A 19,938-nucleotide genomic window follows, 5' to 3' on the forward strand; every position below is an offset into this window, starting at 1 on the left:
GATGACATCGAGCAAGCAGGCCACGGGACAACCGACCCTCAAACAGAAACTGAACCACTACTACACGTCGCAAACCCCAGAGGGGCGGCGTTTCAGGTATGGCATTCTCGCGTTCGATCTTCTCGCGGTCTCATTCATCATAGCGACCTCGTTTGTGCCACGCTCCGAGTTCATGGAGGTGCTGGACGCCTTGTTCGGCATCATCATGCTCACCGAATTCTCGGCGCGCATGTACAGTATGCGCGCGCCATTGCACGAACTTCTGCATCCCGCAACGTGGGCCGACGTAGCTGCAATAGCCTCGTTCCTCGCCCCCATCCTTGGCGAAGGAGCCGGCTTCTTGCGGATCATGCGAACGGTGCGTTTGCTGAGAACGTATCACCTGTTGAGTCAGCTTCGCCGCGACTTCAGCTACTTCCGGCGCAACGAAGAAATCATCCTCGCCAGCGTGAACCTCTGTGTCTTCCTATTTGTGATGACGGCGCTGGTCTACGAAACTCAGCACCTGACAAACCCGCAAATCAAGAACTACGCCGATGCGTTGTATTTCACCGTTACCGCACTCACAACCACGGGCTTCGGCGACATCACACTGCAAGGATCGGGCGGCAGGCTGATCTCAGTCGTCATCATGATCCTTGGCGTCACTCTGTTTATCAATCTGCTGCGCACTATCTTGCAACCCACCAAGGTGCGCTATCGCTGCCCGTCATGCGGCTTGATGCGCCACGACTACGACGCCGTTCACTGCAAGGCGTGCGGCAACCTTCTCAATATCCCTGACGAGGGGAAGCTCTAAAGGCGTCAGCTCTTCGACTTCAGCAAAGCGTCGAGATTGGCCATCCCCTTCTCGAACATGCCGCCGACCATCTTGTCCATATCGACGAAGGCGCACACCATGCGTCCAGCAAAGCTGTTTTCGCCGCTCATGGTCCACGTCATGCGTGTTCCCTCCCCATCAGGCGCAAACGTAAATACCGTCTGACTTGTTCCTGGCATCGGCTTTACGAATTCGAGGCGCATGGCAATGCGCTCATTGGGCTTGCTGTCGGTGATCGTCATCTTGCCTTCGCCGACATCACTGTTACCAGCCCATCCGAACACAGCCCCTTGCCCGGAGGGAGCGCCATCGAAAGTCGACTTGGCGTCGGGATCAAGCTTTGCCCACGGCGACCATTGCTGCCAATTGTGATAGTCGTTGACCTGCGCAAACACGGCATCAGGGGGCGCATTGATGTGCGCTTCGCGGGTAATCGTGTACTGCGACGGTTGCAGGGCGATATAAATGCCGAAGGCCGTCAAGACGGCCACGAGCGCCGCGGCTAACCACTTCAGCATTGTCCTCGCTCCTCCCAACGCTTCTGGGCCCTCATGCCCGCCACGTTATTGAACGCCGTGTTCGACATTGCCGTATATCGCCGTCTGATAATTCAACCAAGCGTGACGTTGCCAGCCCACAATCTTACTCCAGTCATATAAACCAAGTTTGTCAGGAAGCGTTTCTACTAACGACGTAGAATTTGACGGGCCGACGGCGAGCAGGCACGATCCCGCCCGGTCAATCAAGGCTTTGAGTTGTGCGTACGCAGGATACATCTGGAAGGCGGGGCGCGACGCTTGCTGGCGTGGGGGCTGCGCTTGCTTGTTTCGTCCTGATCACCGGGAAAACTTCACCTGCTGGAGCTTTCGAGGACAACGCGACGACCGCCGCCTCAACCTCCCAAGACGCAAGCAAGCCGGAGACCTCTGCTCAGTCCGGGACCACAACTTCCGACCCAGCAGATGTTGTCACCGACACTGCTGCGCAACCTGAGAGCGGCACGAAGCCGACATTGGTCGAAGAACTCACAATGAAGGTGTTTCTCGACAGGTTGATGCGTGCGGAAAGCGGTGGACGGCTCAACGCCCGCAATCCCCGCTCCACTGCGTTTGGTCCTTACCAGTTCATCGCGTCGACCTGGCTTATGATTGCCAATAAGCACTTCACGAAAGAGATGGAAGGTCTGCGCGCCGACCAGGTTCTCGCCCTGCGAACCGATCTTGGTCTTTCACGGCGCGCGGCGGAAATCTATACCCATCAAAATGCGGCTTATCTCATCGCCCGAGGGCACAGGGCAACGTTTCCCAACTTGCGTCTTGCCTTCCTGGTCGGGCCCAGCGCAGCCGCGCGTGTTTTGTCTGCCCCTGCAAATGCCGCTGCCAGCACCCTGCTCGGGGGCGGTGTAATTGCCGCCAATCCCTTCATGGCGCGGCTCACCGCAAGCGGGCTCGTCGCACGTGCTGCTCGCGATATCCTGGCTGATCCCGGCTCACTTGCCGGTGTGACGCCGGATCCCGCATTGGTGCGCGCAGCAGCGAACGGTGAAGGGGACAGTAAGCGTCCAGCGATTGCAGTACCATGCGAGCTTTCGTTGCCATCGTGTCGTCGCTGGCTGGCGCTGGCCCAAAGGCGCGCCAATCGCAAACAGCGGCGCGCAAGCCGCTGACGCGCACATCTTTAGGCTCGCAGCCAGCACAAGCCGATCAAGCAACATGTGTCGGAAAGGCCCAAGAATCCTCCGAATCTGCTAGATAGTTGAAGCTCCATCTTTGAACGATTCGAGGAGTTGCGACATGTCCGACAGAACCCAGCTCGCCATTGGCCGCAACACATTGAACGTTCCGCGCATCACCAAGCGCGCCCTCGAAGTTCTTCTGGCCACCTCCGTCACCGGCATGGTGTCGCTACTCATTCTCCTGCTCAACAATGTGTTGACGGGGCGCGGCGGCTGGCTCAACGGCTTCGATGTATGGATGTCCTTCATCCGCCGGCCCGACATTCTGGGAACGATGGTGCTGACCGCAATCTGCACGGTCGCATTCCTGCAGTGGCAACGCGAGAGCGGAAAGCGCTAAGCGCACGTCCTTCCGATCGATGACAAAGCCTCACCGCGACGGCGTCGAGCACGCCGCCCTGGATATGCTTATCCGCCTTGCCACGCCTTGATCGCGTCGAACGGATAGATAAGCATCAGGACATTGAGCGTGAGGTTGTCGCGGATCATGTACGCCATGAAGACCTCGATGCCGAAAAACATTGCGACACTCGCCCACACTGGCAGCACGGCGGCCATCGCGAAGCCGATCATCATGGATGCGATATCGCACATGGAGTTGATGACGCTGTCACCGTAGTAGTCGAGCGATATCGTCGCCGCACGATAGCGATTGATTATGAGAGGCGTGTTTTCGAGTATCTCCCACCCTGCCTCGATCGCGACAGCGGCCACAAAGCGCTGTCCGATGCTCCACTGCGGCGTCAACCACGAAAACAGCGCATAGAACAGCAAGCCGTGCAGCACGTGGGAGAACGTGTACCAGTCGGTGAGGTGCTGGGAATTCTCCGAGCTGTGCACGACGCCATGCCACATCTTGATGGTGCCGCACGTACAAATGGGAACCCGCCCCATGGCGAGCAATATCAACGCCGTCACGATCATGATCGCAGCCGCAAATCGGGAGCTGTGTTTGTCGATTAGCGGTGCCAACTGCACGTCAGTTCTCCAGGGCAGCCGGTATGGCCTTTCGGGCCTTGCGCCGCGCACGCCAGCGCGTCCACGCCTCTACGAGCCCCCAGAGGATGAGAACTCCAAGAAGCACCGGCAGACTGACAAGCGCGGTCCATCCCAACACAAACATGGCAGACAACACGCCTCCAATGTCCACGCCGGCAATAGAGCACACCGAAGTTGAGGCTTCGTTGAGTTCGCAGCCCGCCAGGGCTGCTATCGTGGCGCTGACCAGAACGCTTGCCAATGGCAACAGGCACAATACGGACAAGGCCACGAAGAAGCGGCGAAGATGGCGCATTTCTTCCCTCCTTGCGTTTCCCAGCTACGGCAAAGACCAATCCCGTCCTGATTTAGCCGATGGCCCAGCCAATGTCTGGCGTCTCAAGGACACGCAAACAGGCTAATCTCGCTTTGCGCCACAATAGGGGAGACACATCTCACCGCGGGGACGACAGGGAAGCTCAGATAAGCCAGCGGGGAACGCACGAGAGATAGTGTGCATAGTCCTCGCCGAAAGCCGCCATCAGATCGCGCTCCTCCTTCCGAATGACCGTAAGGTTCATCGCCAGGATGTAGATGGCAGCCGCCGCGATCGCCGCCGATACAGAAAACACCGCGATCGAGGCCAATGGTAGAAAGAAGGCAACGTAGATGGGATTGCGAGAGTAGCGGAAGATGCCCGACGTCACGAGGCGGCGCGGCTCACCAAATGTATTTGCCAGCAACGACAACCGCATGTGCCGCTGGATCGCAAGCACGCATCCAAGAAACAGCAGGAAAGCCGCGACGGGGACATACAGCCCCGGCCCGCCGACAAGAATGCTCCTGGCCATCTGGGGGGAGGATGCCAGCATCATACCGATTGCGAACGATGCGCCACTGATCCAGGCCGACAGATCGATGCGGTTCAGCGCGCCCTTCAGTTCGACAACGGGTTCTTGCATTTCGACGCGGGCCAACATGGCAGACTTTCCCAGGCTGGCTGCGAAGCCGCCTTGTCAGGGCGTCACCGCAGCATTTGTCCATTACCGCGCCAAACACATCCCAATCTGAAACGCTGCGCGGCCAACTGAGGGTGAAAATGCAAGGCCAGGGCCAGCTCTTGAGGCCCGAAATGAGCGCCCTTAGAAGCGAATTAACGTTGGCTAACATGACCTGACATCCGTCCCTGGCCGTTAACACTTGCAGGGCGACACTAGCCGCCCTATTGCCCAAAGGCTCAGCGCCCGTGCGCGGGGCACTGAAAGAAGCCTAAGGAGCAGGCGTCGTGGCAGATCTCTCTAAACTTCAGCCTGGCATTGAAGGCTCAGCGCGGATCAAGGTTGCTCCCGAGCGGATGGCACCGGCCATGGGCTCCGGCGGCGCGCCGGTTTTCGCCAGTCCCTCGATGATCGCGTTGATGGAAGGCGCCGCCGTCGACTGTGTGGAGAAGCTCCTGCCTGATGGACATCAAAGCCTGGGTACCCATCTCGATGTCCATCACATCTCAGCAACGCCGGAGGGGCTAACCGTGACGGCCCATGCCAAGTTGATCGCCGTGGACGGCCGCAAACTGACATTTGCCGTCGAAGCTCATGACGGTATCGAAACGATCGGCAAGGGCACCCATATCCGGGTTGTGGTGGACACGGCCCGCTTCATGGCGCGGTTGGCACAAAAATCATCGGCGGGAGCCTAAGGGCCGGGCTGGGCCAAGCCCCGCCATCATTGCCGCTTTTATGGCTTCTGCACACGGCATGCTAAGACGATCGGAAAAGGGTGCGGGGAGCGGGAGCCCACTCATGGAGTGCATATCGCGATGTTGAGACGTTTGATGCTCGTGTTGGGCCTGATGGCACTGACCGCGGCTGGCGCACCATTCGCGCACGCAGAAGAATGCACGGCCACCGACTATGCGGCCGCAGTCGACCGCTCGGGCGCGGAGCTGAGCAAAGCGAGCCGCGCTGTTCAGCCGAAGATCCAGCAACGTATGAGGCGCTACCAGGAAGCGACTGGGCTTTCCGACACCGATTACGAGGATGCCGCGCTGCAGGCGATTCACGACGATCAGCTGGATCAGCTCGACGCCAAGAGCAGCGAGTTGCTGCTGAAAATAGACAGCCTTGGTCGTCTGCCCGACGGCAAACCTCCTAGCTGCGCGGAAGTTGCCGATATCGACGCGTTAGGCAAGGAACTGTTGGGCATCGTGCGAACCAAGTCGGACTACATCCTGGAGCGCCTTGATGCCAAGATAGCGGAAGCCGAAGCCAAGAGCGGGCGCGTCGCCTCGGCGGGCAAAGCAGACCCTGCAAAAAGCGAAGCGCCAAGCACCGAAGTCAAGAAGACTGAGGCAGCAAAGACTGAAACCTCAAAGGCCGAGACACCCAAGAGCGAAGTCGCGAAGTCTGCGGCGCCCGCAACGAAGTCTCAAACTCCCAAAGCTGAGCCGAAGGCAGCAAAGGCAGAGCCCAAACCCGCGGCGAAGCCACAGGTTGCTATGCGCGACGATTGGTCGGCAAAGACCAAACCCAATGCTGGCTACCAAGCCGATCCCGATGAAAGTGTGCCGGTACCCGTGCCTGCACCAGGCGGGGCAGGTTCCGCTGCTGGGGAACCTGATGGTTATTCGATCGAGGAAATCCGCGACGCCACGCGCGGCTTCTTCGGCACTATCTCGACCAACCTTGCCAGCGTGATCGAGCACGCATTCAAAACCTCGGGCCGGCCCACCGCGTATGTACTCGGCACGGAGGGTGGCGGCGCTTTCCTGGCCGGCCTTCGCTTCGGTGAGGGCACACTTTACATGCGCCATCGGCCAGAGACGCGAAAGGTGTGGTGGCACGGACCTTCAATTGGCGGCGATTTCGGCGCCTCGGGAACACGCACCATGTTCCTGATATATAAGCTGGACAATGAGCAAGGCCTCTACCGCAGCTTTACGGGCGTCGATGGATCGGCGTTCTTCGTCGGTGGCGTCGGAATGACGGTCCTCAAGGGCGGAGACGTCATTATGGCGCCCATTCGCACGGGGCTTGGTTTGAGGGTGGGCGCCAATGTCGGCTACGTGCGCTTTACACCGACAGCGACATGGAACCCATTTTGAAGCACAGACTCCTGCGACAGAATTTGGATCGAAACGCCAAACAAAAAGCCCGGCGAAGTCGCCGGGCTTTTCATTGAGCAAAGCTCTGGATCTCACCACCATCCGTTGCTGGCGGAGCCGTACTTTTTATAATAGTAGCGGCGCGCCTGTGCGTTTGACTTTTTGCTGTTGGCGTAAGCAGGCTTTTTCCCCTTCTTGACGAAGTTCGGATTGTAAGCCGAAGAGGGAGAAGAGCCAAAGTCGAACAGGCTCCAACCGCTGTTCTGGCTGGCGTACTTCTGCGCTGGAGCGGACTTACGAGCAATCGCCGGCGCGCTGTACTTCGGCGTGCCATAGACCGAAACGCGCGTCATCTTGAGACCGTGCTTGTGCACGAGGTTGTAGAATGTCTTGGCATTGCTCGGCGCAAGGCGAATGCAGCCATGCGAAGCCGGACGGCCCAGGTACTTCGTGGCGTAAGTTGCGTGAACCGCAACGCCGCCGTTGATGAAGACGGCATGGGGCATCGGCGCGTTATCGTATTTGCGCGAGTACCACATCTTGGCGGTCCACTGGGGACGGAACGTTCCGCGCGGCGTGGGATGGCTGGCGGTGCCTGACGAGATCGGCCACGAATACTTGACGTTTCCGTATTCGCGAACGGTCAGTGTCTGTGATGCAAGGTCAATCGAAACTTTCAACGTGGGATCGGGAAGCGGCGCCGGTTGGGCTTTCGCTTCGGCCTCCGCAGGTTGCGATTCCGGCGTTGTCTTGGCTTCAGGTGTGGTTGCTTCGGAGGGAGTTTGCTCTTTGACCGAACTGCCGGAATCCTCCAGCAGATCCGAACTCTCATCTGCCTTTGCAACAACCGTCGCATCTTGTTTGGCCGGCTCGGCTTGGGCCATTGAAGCGTCTGACAACATAGTCAGACAAGCCAACGCCAAAATGCCTTTACGCAACATCACCAACTCCAATCTCAGGAACTAAACGCTCGAATGCGCGACAACAATTATACGATAAACGGTGCCGAATGCTTAACGAGATGGACGATTTGCAGGATTAGATGGCATTCCTGCCACGCACCCAACCTCCCCCTATCCAATTGTCTTTTCGAACTATTTTCATTCGTCTCGACCGGCCTCATTTTAGTGCTTCAATAAAATGCCGGCATAGAAGTTAGTAGACGGAAATTCTTGTTCGTCTCATCCCGTGGTTTGAGACAAGGGAATACAGCTGGCGGGCGTGGGAAGGCGCTAGCCGAACGCACCCGTGCGACGCTGGCCTGCCGAGATATTGCGTATGCTGAGTTGCATGGATCGCGTAACCGCCGCGAAAGAAAATGGAATATGGCATCGGCGCAGAGTCATACTTGGTCGAGTACCACATGCGCTCCATGCGCTTGGCGCTATATCTGCCATGAGGCGTTGAATACCCGCGCCGACCGGTCGATACCGGCCACGAGTAATAGTGCATCCCGTCAACGAAGACGTCCATGGTCTGAGAACTTGTGCTGATTTGGACGGCAACATCAGCCTTGGCGGCCACAGGAACGGCCAGCATAGACAGCCCCATGACGGCGGCTGCCGTTAAACCCCTCAACATTTCTTGAACCCTCGAACGCAACTGGAACTCGATTGAACGCCGGGCCGAATGTTTCCCGCCCTGAGATAGGCTGTCGTATCCTTGCGTTACTTAACAGCCGTTAAGAGCCGACAAATCTATCCCATTAGTGAACATCGGGTATATGTGACACTAGTGCAAGTCCGTACTGGCACGTATCGACGTTGAAGACTTTCAAAGCAGTACTTGCGAGTGGCAATTATTCGGAAATAGGCGCCTTCACATTCTCATAGGCCAGCAACGCCCGACGCCGCGCGAAGGCATGTTCAACCAATCTTTCCGGATAGTTCGAGCCAAGCGTAACGCCGGCATTCTCCAAAACGGATGGCGGCGCAGTCCACGGCGCGTGGATATACTCATCAGGTAGATTGGAAAGCTCAGGCACGTACCGCCGGACGTAGCTTCCTTGCGGATCAAACTTCTCACCTTGTGTGACCGGATTGAAAATACGGAAATACGGCGCTGCATCCGCACCCGATCCGGCCACCCATTGCCAGCTTGCAGCATTGTTCGCAAGATCCGCATCAACAAGTGTGTCCCAGAACCACTGCTCGCCCGACTGCCAGGGGATGAGCAGATCCTTTACGAGGAACGATGCTGCAATCATGCGAACTCGATTATGCATATAGCCCGTATGCCAAAGCTCGCGCATACCCGCGTCGACAATAGGATAACCGGTGAGACCACGCTGCCAGGCTTTCAAGGCAGCAGCGTCGTTCTTCCAGGGAAATTGCGCGAACTCGGATCGAAACGGCGCTGAGGGCAAGTCGGGTCGATCGACCAGCAACGCATATGAGAACTCGCGCCAAGCCAGTTCCTTTAAAAAAGTTTCGTGTCCTTTGTCCGCCCCTCCCAAGCCCGCGGCCACCTGGCCCGCACGATACCAGCACATGCGCGGAGAGATTTCACCAAAGTGCAGATGCGGAGACAGCCGCGAAGTTCCTTCTATGGCCGGGAGGTTACGCGCATCCGCGTAGTCCTTCATCGCGTGCTTCAAGAAGCGATCCAAGCGTGCTTGTGCCCCTTTCTCGCCCGGCGTCCAGGATGTGCGAAAGCCGCCAGCCCAGTCCGGCTTGTGCGGCAACAGATCAAGCGCCTCAAGCGCAAGCCCCTTTGGCAAGCGCGGGGGAGAAACGATCTGCTTGGGTGCGGGCTTTGGAGCGGACACAGTGAGCCCGTTGCTCAGCGCCCTCCAGAACGGGGTATAGACCTTGTAGACGTCGCCGCCCTTCGTTCTGATCTCTTCCGGTTCGCGCAAGAGCGCTCCACCGTAGCGCCTGAAACCGATACCGTTCGTATCGAAATGCTCCTTGAGACGCTGTTCGAGTACGGCCGCATGAGGCTCATAAGCGCGCGAACAGAAAACAGATGATGCTTGTACCTCCAGGGCGAGCTTGCTGAGGATGTGTTGCGTTTCGCCCCGCAACAGAAGCAGAGCACCGCCCCGTTCCGTCAACGCATCGCTGAGCGCTGCAAGGCTCATGTGGAGCCACCAGCGCGAAGCCCCCCCCATTCGCCAGACGCCCGGTGTTTCATCGTCGAGAATGTAGAGCGCTAAAACAGGGTCACCGGTTGCGACCGCTGCCGCCAGTGCTGCGTTATCGCTCACACGCAAATCGTTGCGAAACCAGACAATAACGGGACGTTGTGACATTGGACTGTCGAATAGGGATGAACGGGCCAAATGCAAGCACTGCGGCGGCGAGCCAGTGTGGGAGGCGCAGCCAGCGACAGAACCAGCCGACGCTTTGGCTCAAGCCACCGCAGCAAGTCCTAAACGCACGAAACCGCGATTAGATCACTTTTGATGTGCAGGTCAGTTAAACAGCAGATCGAAAATGCTTTTCGGCTTCGGCTGATGCCGGCGCTGCGAGGCAGATCGGCGGGAGGGCTGGTTACCTTGAAATTCTCCGAATGGCTGGTCCCACGGCGACCATGTCGAGCCGCTGTACGACTTGGAGGCCGTCCGCCGGCTTGCTCCCCCCTTCGGTATCGCAGGCTCAGCTACGACGGGCGCGTTTAGGCGCAGCGGAAATTCGTCCGTGACGCCGTCGATACTGGCGATCTGAACGCGATCATCCTCCCAAGTCCACTTGGCGACCTTTTTACCCTGCCGGCTGGGCTGGATAGCGATGACCTTGTCGTTTTCGATATCGATGATAGCCGACTGCTCGGTATCTTCCGCACCTGAGGGACCAACCACCTGGCCTGCAGCGAAACGCAAGACGCCATAGCCCTTGTAGGGCTCCTTCTTGAGTTCCCACTCAAGGAGTTTAGGCGTCCCTTCCCCCATCATCTCAAGTGGGATGCGCACGTTGGGATAGTCATCAGAGACGGCAAAAAACGCATTCTTGCGCGAAACTATGTTCCAGTTTGCGATGCCGGCCCCTGCCACCTTTTCATCGGCTGCGGTGTCGTCGGCAGCGCCCAGTCGCTTCAATGCATCTTCGGCGAGCTTAAAACCGGGCTTCAAGACGGTGGCCTTGCGCTGTGCAACGATGGCTGCGTCAGGGCGCCCACGCGCCTCCTCCATCTCTCCCAGCGCCCACTGCACTTCGGCGAGGTCGGCCTGAAGCTTCAAGGCCGCGTTCATGTCCTTCTGCGCCACGTCGAGCTGCTGCGTCTGCTTGTAGAGATAAGCCCGGAACGCAAACGCCACGGCCGAACGCGGATCTAGCTCAATAGCGCGATTGAGATCGGCAAAGCCCGCATCGTAGGATTCAGCCATCCCATTTGCCAATCCGCGCGCCTCATAGGCTTCGACAGACGACGGCGCCAACTCGATGGCGCGCGAAAAATCCTTGATCGCCGACATTACGTTGGCGGCGTCGAGATAAGCATATCCGCGCACGATGTAGAGATCGGCATTGTCGCCATCGAATGCAGCGGCGCGGGAGAGATCCTCGATTGCCTCCTCGCCCTGCCCGATCACGAGCCGCGCCTCGGCGCGATTGCGATAGGCAGTGGCAAAGCGCGCATCGGCGTTCACCGCCCGCGAAAAATCACGAATGGCAGCGTGCGGCTTGCCTTCGGCCAAATGCGCCAGTCCACGACCCGATAGCGGTGGGGCGCTTTGCGGCGCAAGTTCGATGGCGCGCGTAAAGTCTGCTATCGCTTGCTGCTGCTGCCCGAGTTTGAGACGCGCATTGGCTCGATTGGAGAACGCGGCAGAGTAGCGGGGTGCTAGGAGAATGGCGCGGTCATAGTCCTTGATCGCTTCCTGATACTGTCCGAGCGAAACCAGAAGATTGCCGCGGTTGTTGTAGGCTGGCGGATATTCTGCAAACAGCTTCAGCGCGGCGTTATAGTCTTCAAGCGCCAGCTTCGCCTCGCCCGATTTTGCCAAAGCCACGGCCCGGTCGTTCAACAGTCCAGCGCGGCGATCGTTGGCAAGCCCCGTATCTTTCAGAGCCTCGGTATAGGCGGCCACCGCTTTGGCAGTGTTTCCGCGTGCCAGCTCTTGCGCAGCCTCAGCTGCTTTCTGTCCCGGCGTGCTGGCGTCAGCTTGGGCGTTAGAACCTTGCTGCCCCCCTGGCGCAATCGGTCCCCCAGCCGCGCCGTCGTCGGCAGCAAAGGCGCTGGAAACAAAGCATGGTATTCCCACCGCTGCCGTGGATACCAGCAACGCGGCAAAACCCAGATGCAGCACAGATGGAAGCAGATTACGGCGCATCGATCCCCTTGGAGCGGTCTCTCCCAGCGTAACTCAATCTTGGCGGCGGGCGTTCGCGTACCTGCCAGATTCTGGCGTACCCGACTCAACTTCTTTGCACGCCAGATTGCTTCTATCGGTTCATTATGGCCCGTCGAGGACGAAATGCCAAAACCTGAGGTTTTGCAATCACAAGCTCGCTCATCGCTTGACCGTTCCCAATCTTGATCTTAGAGCCCCGCCGTAACAGGCAAAATTGGAAAACCACACATGAATTTATGGCTTCGCATGATCTGGGTGGTGATTGCCGGATGGCTCGGCGGCGTGCTCAAGCCGCCACAGGACGTCTCGAGTGTATCGTTCCGGGTATGGCCGCACGACCTCGATCCCTTTGGTCATATGAACAACGGGCGCTACCTCACGATCATGGATCTGGGCCGCACCGACATAATGGTGCGTTCGGGGCTGTTCCGCGCCGCCGCACGCCACAAGTGGACGCCAATAGCCAGCGCCGTCGTCATCCGCTTTCGGCGCGAGATGCGTCTGTTTCAGAAGTTCAGGCTCGAGTCGCGCATCCTCTGGTGGGACGATACCGTCAGCATCATTGAGCAGATCTTTGTTCTTGAAGGCGGACCGCATAACGGACAGGTCGCCGCCCACGCCCTGTTCAAAGGTGGGTTGTATGACCGAGCCGCGCGCAAATTCGTGCCGATCTCACGCTTGATGGAGGAGATCGGATTGAGCGGGCAAAGCCCTGATATGCCCCCGCGCGTCGCCGCCTACCTCGCGACAGACGAAGCCATGAAGACGGCGATCCGCACCGACATACAGGCGACGTGACAATGCCGCCGGCACGGTCAATGATACTTCGATGACCACGAAATTCTCGCCCGTCGAACTATCGAAAGCTGTAACGGTTAGCGCGCCGGATGGCTCGCGCGTCGATATTCTTGCGCAGAATGGACGCGGAAGCATGGCGCGCTTTTCGCTCGATCCTCATACAGTCTCGAAGGCCGTACGCCATCGAACAGTGCAAGAGCTCTGGTATATCGTGGCAGGCATCGGCGAGATGTGGTTGAGCGATAGCAGAGGAGAAGAGATCATCGCACTTGCGCCTGGTCTGTCGCTTTCAATCCCGACCGGCACATCATTTCAATTTCGCAGCCTGGGCGATGCGCCGCTCGAAGCTATTGGTGTAACGATGCCGCCATGGCCCGGCATGGACGAGGCGGAGTTCGTGCCCGGAAAATGGTAGGGGGCGAAGGCGCATCTGATCAAGCCTTCACAATTTTCGCAAGACTCCGGGCAAGGCTTCGGGAATGTCTTCGGCGATCAACCCGGGGCCGAATGCATTGGCGCACTCGCCATGCATCCAGACGGCAGCACACGCGGCCTCGAAGGCCGGCATGCCTTGAGCGAGTAACCCTGTCACGAAACCAGCAAGCACATCACCGGAACCGGCGGTGGCAAGCGTCGGCGGCGCATTTGTGTTGATTGCGGCAAAGCCATCCGGCCTCGCAATGACCGTGTCGGGCCCCTTGAGTACGACAACGGCTCCGCTTTCCCGCGCCGCCATGCGGGCACGCTCCAGTTTCGAAGGAAGCTCTGCAAATTTCGGAAACAGCCGCTTGAACTCACCCTCATGCGGCGTCATCACCACCGCCCGCTCGCCCAACGAGTTAATCGCAGAAAAAAGCGTATCGGGCCGCGATGTCATCGGTCTTGCAGCTCCCGTAAAGCCAAAGCCGACACCGCCCCCCTCGTCCTCATTGGCAATTTGCGCGAAGGAGGTCAGCGCATCGGCATCGAGCACCACGGCAGCGCCCGACTCTAAAGCAACAAGAACACAATCGCGCGTATCTTCATCAATGCCAGCGCCTGGTCCTATCAGGCAGGCGTTCTTGCGCTTGTCGCGTAGAATTTCCGAAAGCGCGCGGGCCGAAGGACAAGGAAGCAGCATAATCGCCGTCAGATGCGCGGCATTCTCCGGTAGCGCCGATGTGGGGCTTGCGACCGTGACGAGCCCGGCGCCGATGCGAAGCGCACCGCGCGCCGACATGCGGGCGGCACCGCTATGAAAAGCAGGCCCCGAGACCACCAAGGCATGTCCGCGCGTATATTTATGGCTCGAACGCCTAAGCTCTGGCAGCCCGGACCGCCAAACATCCGGCGCGTTCTCAACGGCATGAAAAATCTGGCCCATCTCTCGATTTCCCGCCCCCCCACCAAGCGCCTCGCTGGGAATGCCGATGTCGGCAACGCAGACTTCGCCGCATAAGTCGTGCCCGGGAAAGAGGAGATGTCCTGGCTTCTTACGGAAGAACGTCACCGTGCGATCCGCATGCACCACAGCCTCACCGAGCGGGACACCCGTCGATCCATCGAGGCCGCTTGGTACGTCCACAGCTAGCACTCTGGCACCCTGACCGGCCGCCTCGTTTATCAGATCGATCGCGGCGGCAAAGTCGCCAGCAGGCGCACGTGCCAATCCGGCGCCGAAAATAGCATCGACGATGATGGCTCCGGGACCCAAGTCCACGATGAGAGCCTGGCCAAGTGCGGATTCGACGGTTCCCTCCCATCTGCTCGCCATTTTGGCGGCATCGCCCTTGAGCTTCTCTACGGGCACCAGACAAAGAACCCGCACATCGCAGCCCCACTCTCTCAGGTATCGCGCAGCAACGAAGCCGTCGCCGCCGTTGTTGCCCGGACCACAGAACACAACGGCCCTGCCCCCCTGGGAGATCAACCTGCTGGCCTCATCGGCAATTGCCCGCCCCGCATTCTCCATCAGGGTTAGCGAGGGCACGCCCAGCTCCACCGCGCGCTTATCAGCCTGGGACATCTCAGCGGTGGTCAGCAGCTCGTTCATGCTGCCGACGCCTCAATCAAAGACTGCGACCTATCGACCGTGCGGCCCTGACGGCAACAAGGATTTTGCCTCATATCCACTCAGACTCCACTTTCGTACACCTGCCCCGCCACAACAATTGTCATTTGCCGCCAAAACAGCCATCACATCCGCCCATTTTCCAAACTCAATGCATAGTTTTTGAGCTATTTAAGTGGGGCGGCGCGTCGGGAGACTGTCGTCCAAAACGCTAACACTTTGTAAAACCAAGAACTAACCCAAAACCTACGATCTGGCATAAGCCCTGCTATCTGTGGGGGCCAAGACCGTAAGGGATGAAACCGAGCTCTAAACTCAAGGGGCGCTATGAAAAAAGTCGAAGCTATCATCAAGCCGTTCAAGCTCGATGAAGTGAAAGAGGCTCTACAGGAAATTGGCCTGCAGGGCATTACCGTAATCGAAGCAAAGGGCTTTGGCCGCCAGAAGGGGCATACCGAACTGTATCGCGGCGCGGAATACGTCGTCGACTTCCTGCCGAAGGTGAAAATCGAGGTAGTGCTAGCGGACGAACTGCTCGACAAGGCCGTGGCGGCTATCCAGAAAGCAGCAAAGACAGGCCGGATCGGCGACGGAAAAATCTTCATTTCTTCGATCGAAGAAGCCATTCGCATTCGCACCGGCGAATCCGGCAGCGAAGCTATCTGATCCAAATAACAGACCAACTGGGTCGCCGTGCCTAAGTTTTAGGCTTGGCAAGCGGTGCGCGCGCGGATAGGCGTGTTGCGCCCAACGACTGACCACACAGGGGAGTTCTTATGAAGAGCGCGAGTGATGTCCTGAAGCTTATCAAGGACAAGGATGCGAAGTTCGTAGATCTGCGGTTCTCCGATACCAAAGGCAAGATGCAACACGTCACTGCGGACGTTTCCTGCATCGATGAGGACGTTTTCAAGGACGGCTATGCGTTCGACGGCTCCTCGATCGCCGGATGGAAGTCCATTGAAGCCTCAGACATGCTTTTGATGCCCGATCCGGCGTCTGCACATATTGACCCCTTCTTTGCTCAAACGACGGTCGCGATCTTCTGCGACGTCATCGAGCCCTCGACCGGTCAAGCCTACGAGCGCGATCCGCGCGGCATCGCCAAGAAGGCCCAGGCCTATATGATGTCGCTTGGCATCGGCGATCAGGTCTTCTTCGGTCCGGAAGCCGAGTTCTTTATCTTCGATGACGTGAAGTTCTCTACCGATATGTACAATGTCGGCTACAAGATCGACAGCTCGGAGCTGCCGGTGAACTCGTCAACCGATTACGAGATGGGCAACCTGGGCCATCGCCCGCGCGTCAAGGGCGGCTACTTCCCGGTTCCCCCGATCGACAGCTGCCAGGACATTCGTTCGGAGATGTTGTCGGTTCTCATCGAGATGGGCGTTACCGTCGAAAAGCATCACCACGAAGTTGCTGCCGCCCAGCACGAACTCGGCGTGAAGTTCGGCCCGATGATCACCATGGCCGACCACATGCAGATCTATAAGTATGTCGTCCATCAGGTCGCCCAGGCCTACGGCAAAACGGCAACCTTCATGCCGAAGCCGCTGTTTGGCGATAACGGCTCAGGCATGCACGTCCACCAGTCGATCTGGAAGGGCAGTCAGCCGATGTTCGCGGGCGACAAGTACGCCGACCTCTCTCAGACGTGCCTGCACTATATTGGCGGTATTCTGAAGCATGCCAAAGCGATCAACGCTTTCACGAACCCGTCGACCAACTCCTACAAGCGCCTTGTTCCCGGCTATGAAGCTCCCGTGCTGCTCGCCTACTCGGCGCGCAACCGTTCGGCGTCGTGCCGCATTCCGCACGTTTCCTCGCCCAAGGCCAAGCGCATCGAGGTTCGCTTCCCCGATCCGTCGGCCAATCCGTACCTCGCTTTCACGGCGATGTTGATGGCAGGCCTCGATGGCATCCAGAACAAGACCGATCCGGGTCCGGCCATGGACAAGAACTTGTACGACCTGCCGCCGGCAGAGCTCGCACAGATCCCAACCGTTTCTGGCTCGCTGCGCGAGGCGCTCGACAGCTTGGACAAGGACCGCGAGTTCTTGAAGAAGGGCGGCGTCATGAACGACGACATGATCGACGCTTACATCGCGCTCCGCATGGAAGAGAACATGCGCTACGAGATGACGCCGCACCCGGTCGAGTACGATATGTACTACTCCGTTTAAGCAAAGCGACATGTTCAAATGAAAAAGGCGGCTTCAGCGGGCCGCCTTTTTTTTGTTGCCTTTTCTCAGCTCGACTGAATGACGAAGCCTTCTTGGATGGGGCTCTGCGAAGGGCTCGCATTGTCGCCGTCTTTTTCGATCCGCGTCGCCCTCTGTGGAGCGAACGCTCTGCAAGCGTCGAAACGAAGGATCTCTCACGAGGCGAAATCATAAATATATGCCGGCCCGAAGCTGCCGTTGGATGCAACTCCGGGCCGGCGGTCTAACGGTTACGCGGCTGCAGCCTTCTTACCAGCCATCGGAACCGTAGAGATCGTGCGCAGGATCTGCGACGCGATCTGGTATGGGTCGCCTTGCGAGTTCGGGCGACGGTCTTCCAGATAGCCCTTGTATCCGTTCTTGACGAACGAGTGCGGCACGCGGATCGAAGCACCACGGTCAGCCACGCCATAGCTGAACTTGTTCCACGGTGCGGTCTCGTGCTTGCCCGTTAGGCGCAGATGATTATCGGGACCATAGACAGCGATGTGGTCTTCAAGGTTCTTCTCGAATTCCTTCATCATCGATTCGAAATACTCCTTGCCGCCGACTTCGCGCATATAGGAGGTCGAGAAGTTGGCGTGCATGCCCGAGCCGTTCCAATCGGTATCGCCCAGCGGCTTGCAGTGGAACTCGATGTCGATGGCATATTTCTCTGTCAGACGGAGAAGCAGGTAGCGCGCCATCCACATCTCATCGGCGGCCTTCTTGGAGCCCTTGCCGAAAACCTGGAATTCCCACTGGCCCTTCGCCACTTCGGCGTTGATACCTTCATGGTTGATGCCAGCGGCAAGGCATAGATCGAGATGTTGCTCGACGATTTCACGCGCAACATCGCCGACATTCTTGTAGCCGACGCCGGTGTAGTACTGCCCCTGCGGCGCGGGATAACCCGAATCCGGAAAACCGAGCGGACGACCGTTCTTGTAGAAGAAGTACTCTTGTTCAAACCCAAACCAGGCGCCTTCATCATCGAGAATGGTAGCGCGCTTGTTGGAAGCATGCGGCGTCACACCATCAGGCATCATGACTTCGCACATAACGAGAGCGCCGTTTGTGCGTGCGGGATCAGGATAAACTGCAACGGGCTTCAACACACAATCCGAGCTGTGTCCTTCAGCCTGCATCGTTGAGCTTCCATCGAAGCCCCAAAGTGGCAATTCCTCGAGTGACGGGAAGGCGCTGTACTCCTTAATTTGAGTCTTTCCACGCAGGTTCGGCACCGGCGTGTAGCCATCCAGCCAGATATATTCGAGTTTGTATTTCGTCATGCAGGCATACTCCCGGGTTAATGACATTGAGCACTGCGGTGCAACCGCAGAAATTTCAGGCGATTGAGTTTTTGCTCAACAGGCAGGCATAGGACTGTCGGTCGAAACCAAATGCTGGTCCGTGCGTTTTGAACACGGCCCGCAGTTGCTGATATTTCGCGGCCCCCACGGTTGAATTCGACCAGGACAATCATCCGCTTTGAAGACTTCTCACGACGTTCTGCGCAACAGCAATGAACCATCACGAGCGCCATAGATGTTAGAAAGGCGCATCAAAAGAGTGCAATGGGGGGAGTGCCTATAATATATACAATTTGCAGTTCTTATTTAGGCAATTGCGTGATTTCGATGCAAATCGTGCTATTGTCAGGGGCCAAGGAAGAAATTTGGATAGAAGACAAGCGAGGCCTCCATGGCAACATTCAGTCCCGGACACACCGCCAAGATCTACGCATTCCCTCCGCGTGGTCGTATGGCTGGGAGCGATGTAAATCGCTCCCATACACAAGACCTGTCAGACGAGCTGGCGCAGATGCCGGTGACGATCTGCACAGGTGCTTGGTATCATGAGGACGCAGTTACAACGTCACACATGCCGAAGCGTTCTAGCTAGTCTGCGGTTTGCCCCTACAGGCGGATCCAGACAGTTACTCTGGGTCGCTTGAGAAAAGTGGGCCTAGTGTAACGACAAAATTCAAGGCGGCCTATCGAGGCCGCCTTTTTTAATTCTGTGGCGCGGATCACACCTCCAAACCGACCGTGTCGTGTTAAGCTGATTTGATAAGGCAGTGCGCAAGTTCGCGACGTGAAGCGCCAAGAAGGCTGCCCGAGGACGCGCCTCAAGGATCTTTGATTGCTGGCTCGCTGCACCGAATGCCAATGCATCGGGAGCGGTTGGCCGCATCGTTCCGCGAGAGGATGCCATGATCAAACATCATCACTTCATCGGACGTTTCGAAGTCACAGCGCCCCCGCTCGAAGGCGACCGGGGATATCTCGAATCTTGGATGTTCGAGCTGATCGAGGCTCAGGGAATGAAGGTCCTGTCTGGGCCTCATGTCGCCTTCGTCGACAAGCCAGGCAACAGAGGCCTCACGGGCGTCGCCATCATCGAGACTTCGCACGTGGCCGTACATATCTGGGACGAGACATCGCCCGCGCTCGTGCAGCTCGACTTCTATACCTGTGGAACGCTGCGCAAGGATCTCATCCTGCAAGCCATCGCACCGTGGGGCGTAGCCAAGCACACATTCATGGTTCTCGACCGCGAAACCGACGTTGTTGCGATGGAGTTGGCCTAGAAATCTATCGGCTGAGCCTGCGCTGCAATGCGCGGGCTCAGTAGAACAGCAGCACCCCAAGACAGCCGCCGATGAGCGCATAGTAGAAGAACTGACGCTCGCGTACGAGGAACCATGTCACCACGCGGCGGGGAATATCTGCCCAGTGGTAGCGCGCGAGCACGCCGAGCAACAAGCCGACTGCCAGTCCGAAGACGGCCGATTCCATTTGCAGACCAGTCCCCGGCGCCAGACCCGATCGTATGCCGTGGCTCTCAAGCCAGGGTAGCATAAGGGCCACCACACTGAGCGTCATGACGCCAAGTGCGAGAATGGAGCAGAACTGGAAGACCGAGCGCATCATGGGCGAAACATTTTCGCAATATTT

Annotated in this window: 22 protein-coding genes; 11 read left to right on the forward strand and 11 right to left on the reverse strand. The window is 58.1% G+C overall.

Translation table 11 applies throughout. From position 1 onward, the window contains the following. Position 1 precedes the first annotated feature (1 nt). Positions 2 to 799: an ion channel gene (locus tag R3D51_09540; GenBank protein MEZ5899724.1), complete on the forward strand. Its 798-nt coding sequence runs from the start codon at positions 2 to 4 to the stop codon at positions 797 to 799. Positions 800 to 804: 5 nt separating this feature from the next. On the opposite strand, the gene R3D51_09545 is transcribed toward R3D51_09540, so the two are convergent. Further along, on the reverse strand, positions 805 to 1,338 hold the full coding sequence (locus R3D51_09545; GenBank protein MEZ5899725.1) for an SRPBCC family protein: 534 nt from the start codon (positions 1,336 to 1,338) through the stop codon (positions 805 to 807). A 239-nt stretch (positions 1,339 to 1,577) separates the two neighbouring features. Between R3D51_09545 and R3D51_09550 the strand changes: the two genes are divergently transcribed. Together R3D51_09550 and R3D51_09555 are read left to right on the forward strand one after the other, a co-directional pair. Next, positions 1,578 to 2,486 (forward strand): hypothetical protein, encoded by a 909-nt coding sequence (locus R3D51_09550; protein MEZ5899726.1) that lies wholly within the window; start codon positions 1,578 to 1,580, stop codon positions 2,484 to 2,486. Between the two features lie 127 nt (positions 2,487 to 2,613). Further along, positions 2,614 to 2,895, forward strand: coding sequence for a hypothetical protein (locus R3D51_09555; GenBank protein MEZ5899727.1), 282 nt, complete (start codon positions 2,614 to 2,616; stop codon positions 2,893 to 2,895). A 68-nt stretch (positions 2,896 to 2,963) separates the two neighbouring features. Here R3D51_09555 and R3D51_09560 read toward each other — a convergent pair whose 3' ends face one another. From R3D51_09560 to R3D51_09570, 3 genes are all read right to left on the reverse strand, one after another. Beyond that, the gene (locus R3D51_09560; protein ID MEZ5899728.1) at positions 2,964 to 3,533 is read right to left on the reverse strand and encodes a DUF2585 domain-containing protein; all 570 of its coding nucleotides are present in this window, start codon (positions 3,531 to 3,533) and stop codon (positions 2,964 to 2,966) included. Between the two features lies 1 nt (position 3,534). Next, a complete protein-coding gene (locus R3D51_09565) occupies positions 3,535 to 3,849 on the reverse strand; it encodes a hypothetical protein (protein ID MEZ5899729.1) in 315 nt (104 codons plus the stop codon). A gap of 163 nt (positions 3,850 to 4,012) precedes the next feature. Next, a complete protein-coding gene (locus tag R3D51_09570) occupies positions 4,013 to 4,513 on the reverse strand; it encodes an isoprenylcysteine carboxylmethyltransferase family protein (protein MEZ5899730.1) in 501 nt (166 codons plus the stop codon). Positions 4,514 to 4,818: 305 nt separating this feature from the next. On the opposite strand from R3D51_09570, the gene R3D51_09575 reads away from it, so the two are divergent. Together R3D51_09575 and R3D51_09580 are read left to right on the forward strand one after the other, a co-directional pair. Continuing rightward, positions 4,819 to 5,229, forward strand: a complete 411-nt coding sequence (locus R3D51_09575; protein ID MEZ5899731.1) for a thioesterase family protein — start codon at positions 4,819 to 4,821, stop codon at positions 5,227 to 5,229. A gap of 120 nt (positions 5,230 to 5,349) precedes the next feature. Beyond that, the gene (locus R3D51_09580) at positions 5,350 to 6,633 is read left to right on the forward strand and encodes a DUF1134 domain-containing protein (GenBank protein MEZ5899732.1); all 1,284 of its coding nucleotides are present in this window, start codon (positions 5,350 to 5,352) and stop codon (positions 6,631 to 6,633) included. 92 nt (positions 6,634 to 6,725) lie between these two features. Here the strand turns inward: R3D51_09580 and R3D51_09585 are convergent, their stop codons facing one another. The 4 genes from R3D51_09585 to R3D51_09600 form a co-directional block, all read right to left on the reverse strand. After that, entirely contained in the window at positions 6,726 to 7,574 is an 849-nt protein-coding gene (locus tag R3D51_09585) for a L,D-transpeptidase family protein (GenBank protein ID MEZ5899733.1), read from the reverse strand. A gap of 214 nt (positions 7,575 to 7,788) precedes the next feature. Beyond that, positions 7,789 to 8,214 (reverse strand): L,D-transpeptidase, encoded by a 426-nt coding sequence (locus tag R3D51_09590; GenBank protein ID MEZ5899734.1) that lies wholly within the window; start codon positions 8,212 to 8,214, stop codon positions 7,789 to 7,791. Positions 8,215 to 8,431: 217 nt separating this feature from the next. Further along, positions 8,432 to 9,886 (reverse strand): deoxyribodipyrimidine photo-lyase, encoded by a 1,455-nt coding sequence (locus R3D51_09595; protein ID MEZ5899735.1) that lies wholly within the window; start codon positions 9,884 to 9,886, stop codon positions 8,432 to 8,434. 162 nt (positions 9,887 to 10,048) lie between these two features. Next, positions 10,049 to 11,905: a tetratricopeptide repeat protein gene (locus tag R3D51_09600; protein ID MEZ5899736.1), complete on the reverse strand. Its 1,857-nt coding sequence runs from the start codon at positions 11,903 to 11,905 to the stop codon at positions 10,049 to 10,051. 249 nt (positions 11,906 to 12,154) lie between these two features. Between R3D51_09600 and R3D51_09605 the strand changes: the two genes are divergently transcribed. Both R3D51_09605 and R3D51_09610 read left to right on the forward strand, forming a co-directional pair. After that, positions 12,155 to 12,724, forward strand: coding sequence for a thioesterase family protein (locus R3D51_09605; protein ID MEZ5899737.1), 570 nt, complete (start codon positions 12,155 to 12,157; stop codon positions 12,722 to 12,724). A 31-nt stretch (positions 12,725 to 12,755) separates the two neighbouring features. Next, positions 12,756 to 13,139 (forward strand): cupin domain-containing protein, encoded by a 384-nt coding sequence (locus R3D51_09610; protein MEZ5899738.1) that lies wholly within the window; start codon positions 12,756 to 12,758, stop codon positions 13,137 to 13,139. 27 nt (positions 13,140 to 13,166) lie between these two features. On the opposite strand, the gene R3D51_09615 is transcribed toward R3D51_09610, so the two are convergent. Then, positions 13,167 to 14,756 carry an NAD(P)H-hydrate dehydratase gene (locus R3D51_09615; protein ID MEZ5899739.1) on the reverse strand — a complete coding sequence of 530 codons (1,590 nt, stop codon included), beginning with the start codon at positions 14,754 to 14,756 and terminating at the stop codon, positions 13,167 to 13,169. A gap of 345 nt (positions 14,757 to 15,101) precedes the next feature. Between R3D51_09615 and R3D51_09620 the strand changes: the two genes are divergently transcribed. Further along, the gene (locus R3D51_09620) at positions 15,102 to 15,440 is read left to right on the forward strand and encodes a P-II family nitrogen regulator (GenBank protein ID MEZ5899740.1); all 339 of its coding nucleotides are present in this window, start codon (positions 15,102 to 15,104) and stop codon (positions 15,438 to 15,440) included. A gap of 110 nt (positions 15,441 to 15,550) precedes the next feature. Beyond that, positions 15,551 to 16,960, forward strand: a complete 1,410-nt coding sequence (gene glnA / locus R3D51_09625; GenBank protein ID MEZ5899741.1) for a type I glutamate--ammonia ligase — start codon at positions 15,551 to 15,553, stop codon at positions 16,958 to 16,960. Positions 16,961 to 17,229: 269 nt separating this feature from the next. Here the strand turns inward: glnA and R3D51_09630 are convergent, their stop codons facing one another. Continuing rightward, positions 17,230 to 18,270 (reverse strand): glutamine synthetase beta-grasp domain-containing protein, encoded by a 1,041-nt coding sequence (locus tag R3D51_09630; GenBank protein MEZ5899742.1) that lies wholly within the window; start codon positions 18,268 to 18,270, stop codon positions 17,230 to 17,232. 412 nt (positions 18,271 to 18,682) lie between these two features. Between R3D51_09630 and R3D51_09635 the strand changes: the two genes are divergently transcribed. Both R3D51_09635 and R3D51_09640 read left to right on the forward strand, forming a co-directional pair. Then, positions 18,683 to 18,883 (forward strand): DUF2735 domain-containing protein, encoded by a 201-nt coding sequence (locus tag R3D51_09635; protein ID MEZ5899743.1) that lies wholly within the window; start codon positions 18,683 to 18,685, stop codon positions 18,881 to 18,883. 310 nt (positions 18,884 to 19,193) lie between these two features. Beyond that, positions 19,194 to 19,571 (forward strand): S-adenosylmethionine decarboxylase, encoded by a 378-nt coding sequence (locus R3D51_09640; GenBank protein MEZ5899744.1) that lies wholly within the window; start codon positions 19,194 to 19,196, stop codon positions 19,569 to 19,571. 37 nt (positions 19,572 to 19,608) lie between these two features. Here R3D51_09640 and R3D51_09645 read toward each other — a convergent pair whose 3' ends face one another. Beyond that, complete coding sequence (locus R3D51_09645; protein MEZ5899745.1) at positions 19,609 to 19,914, reverse strand: hypothetical protein; 306 nt, start codon at positions 19,912 to 19,914, stop codon at positions 19,609 to 19,611. Positions 19,915 to 19,938: the final 24 nt, after the last annotated feature.

The sequence above is a fragment of the Hyphomicrobiaceae bacterium genome (genome assembly GCA_041397645.1).
Lineage (GTDB): Bacteria > Pseudomonadota > Alphaproteobacteria > Rhizobiales > Hyphomicrobiaceae > Hyphomicrobium_B.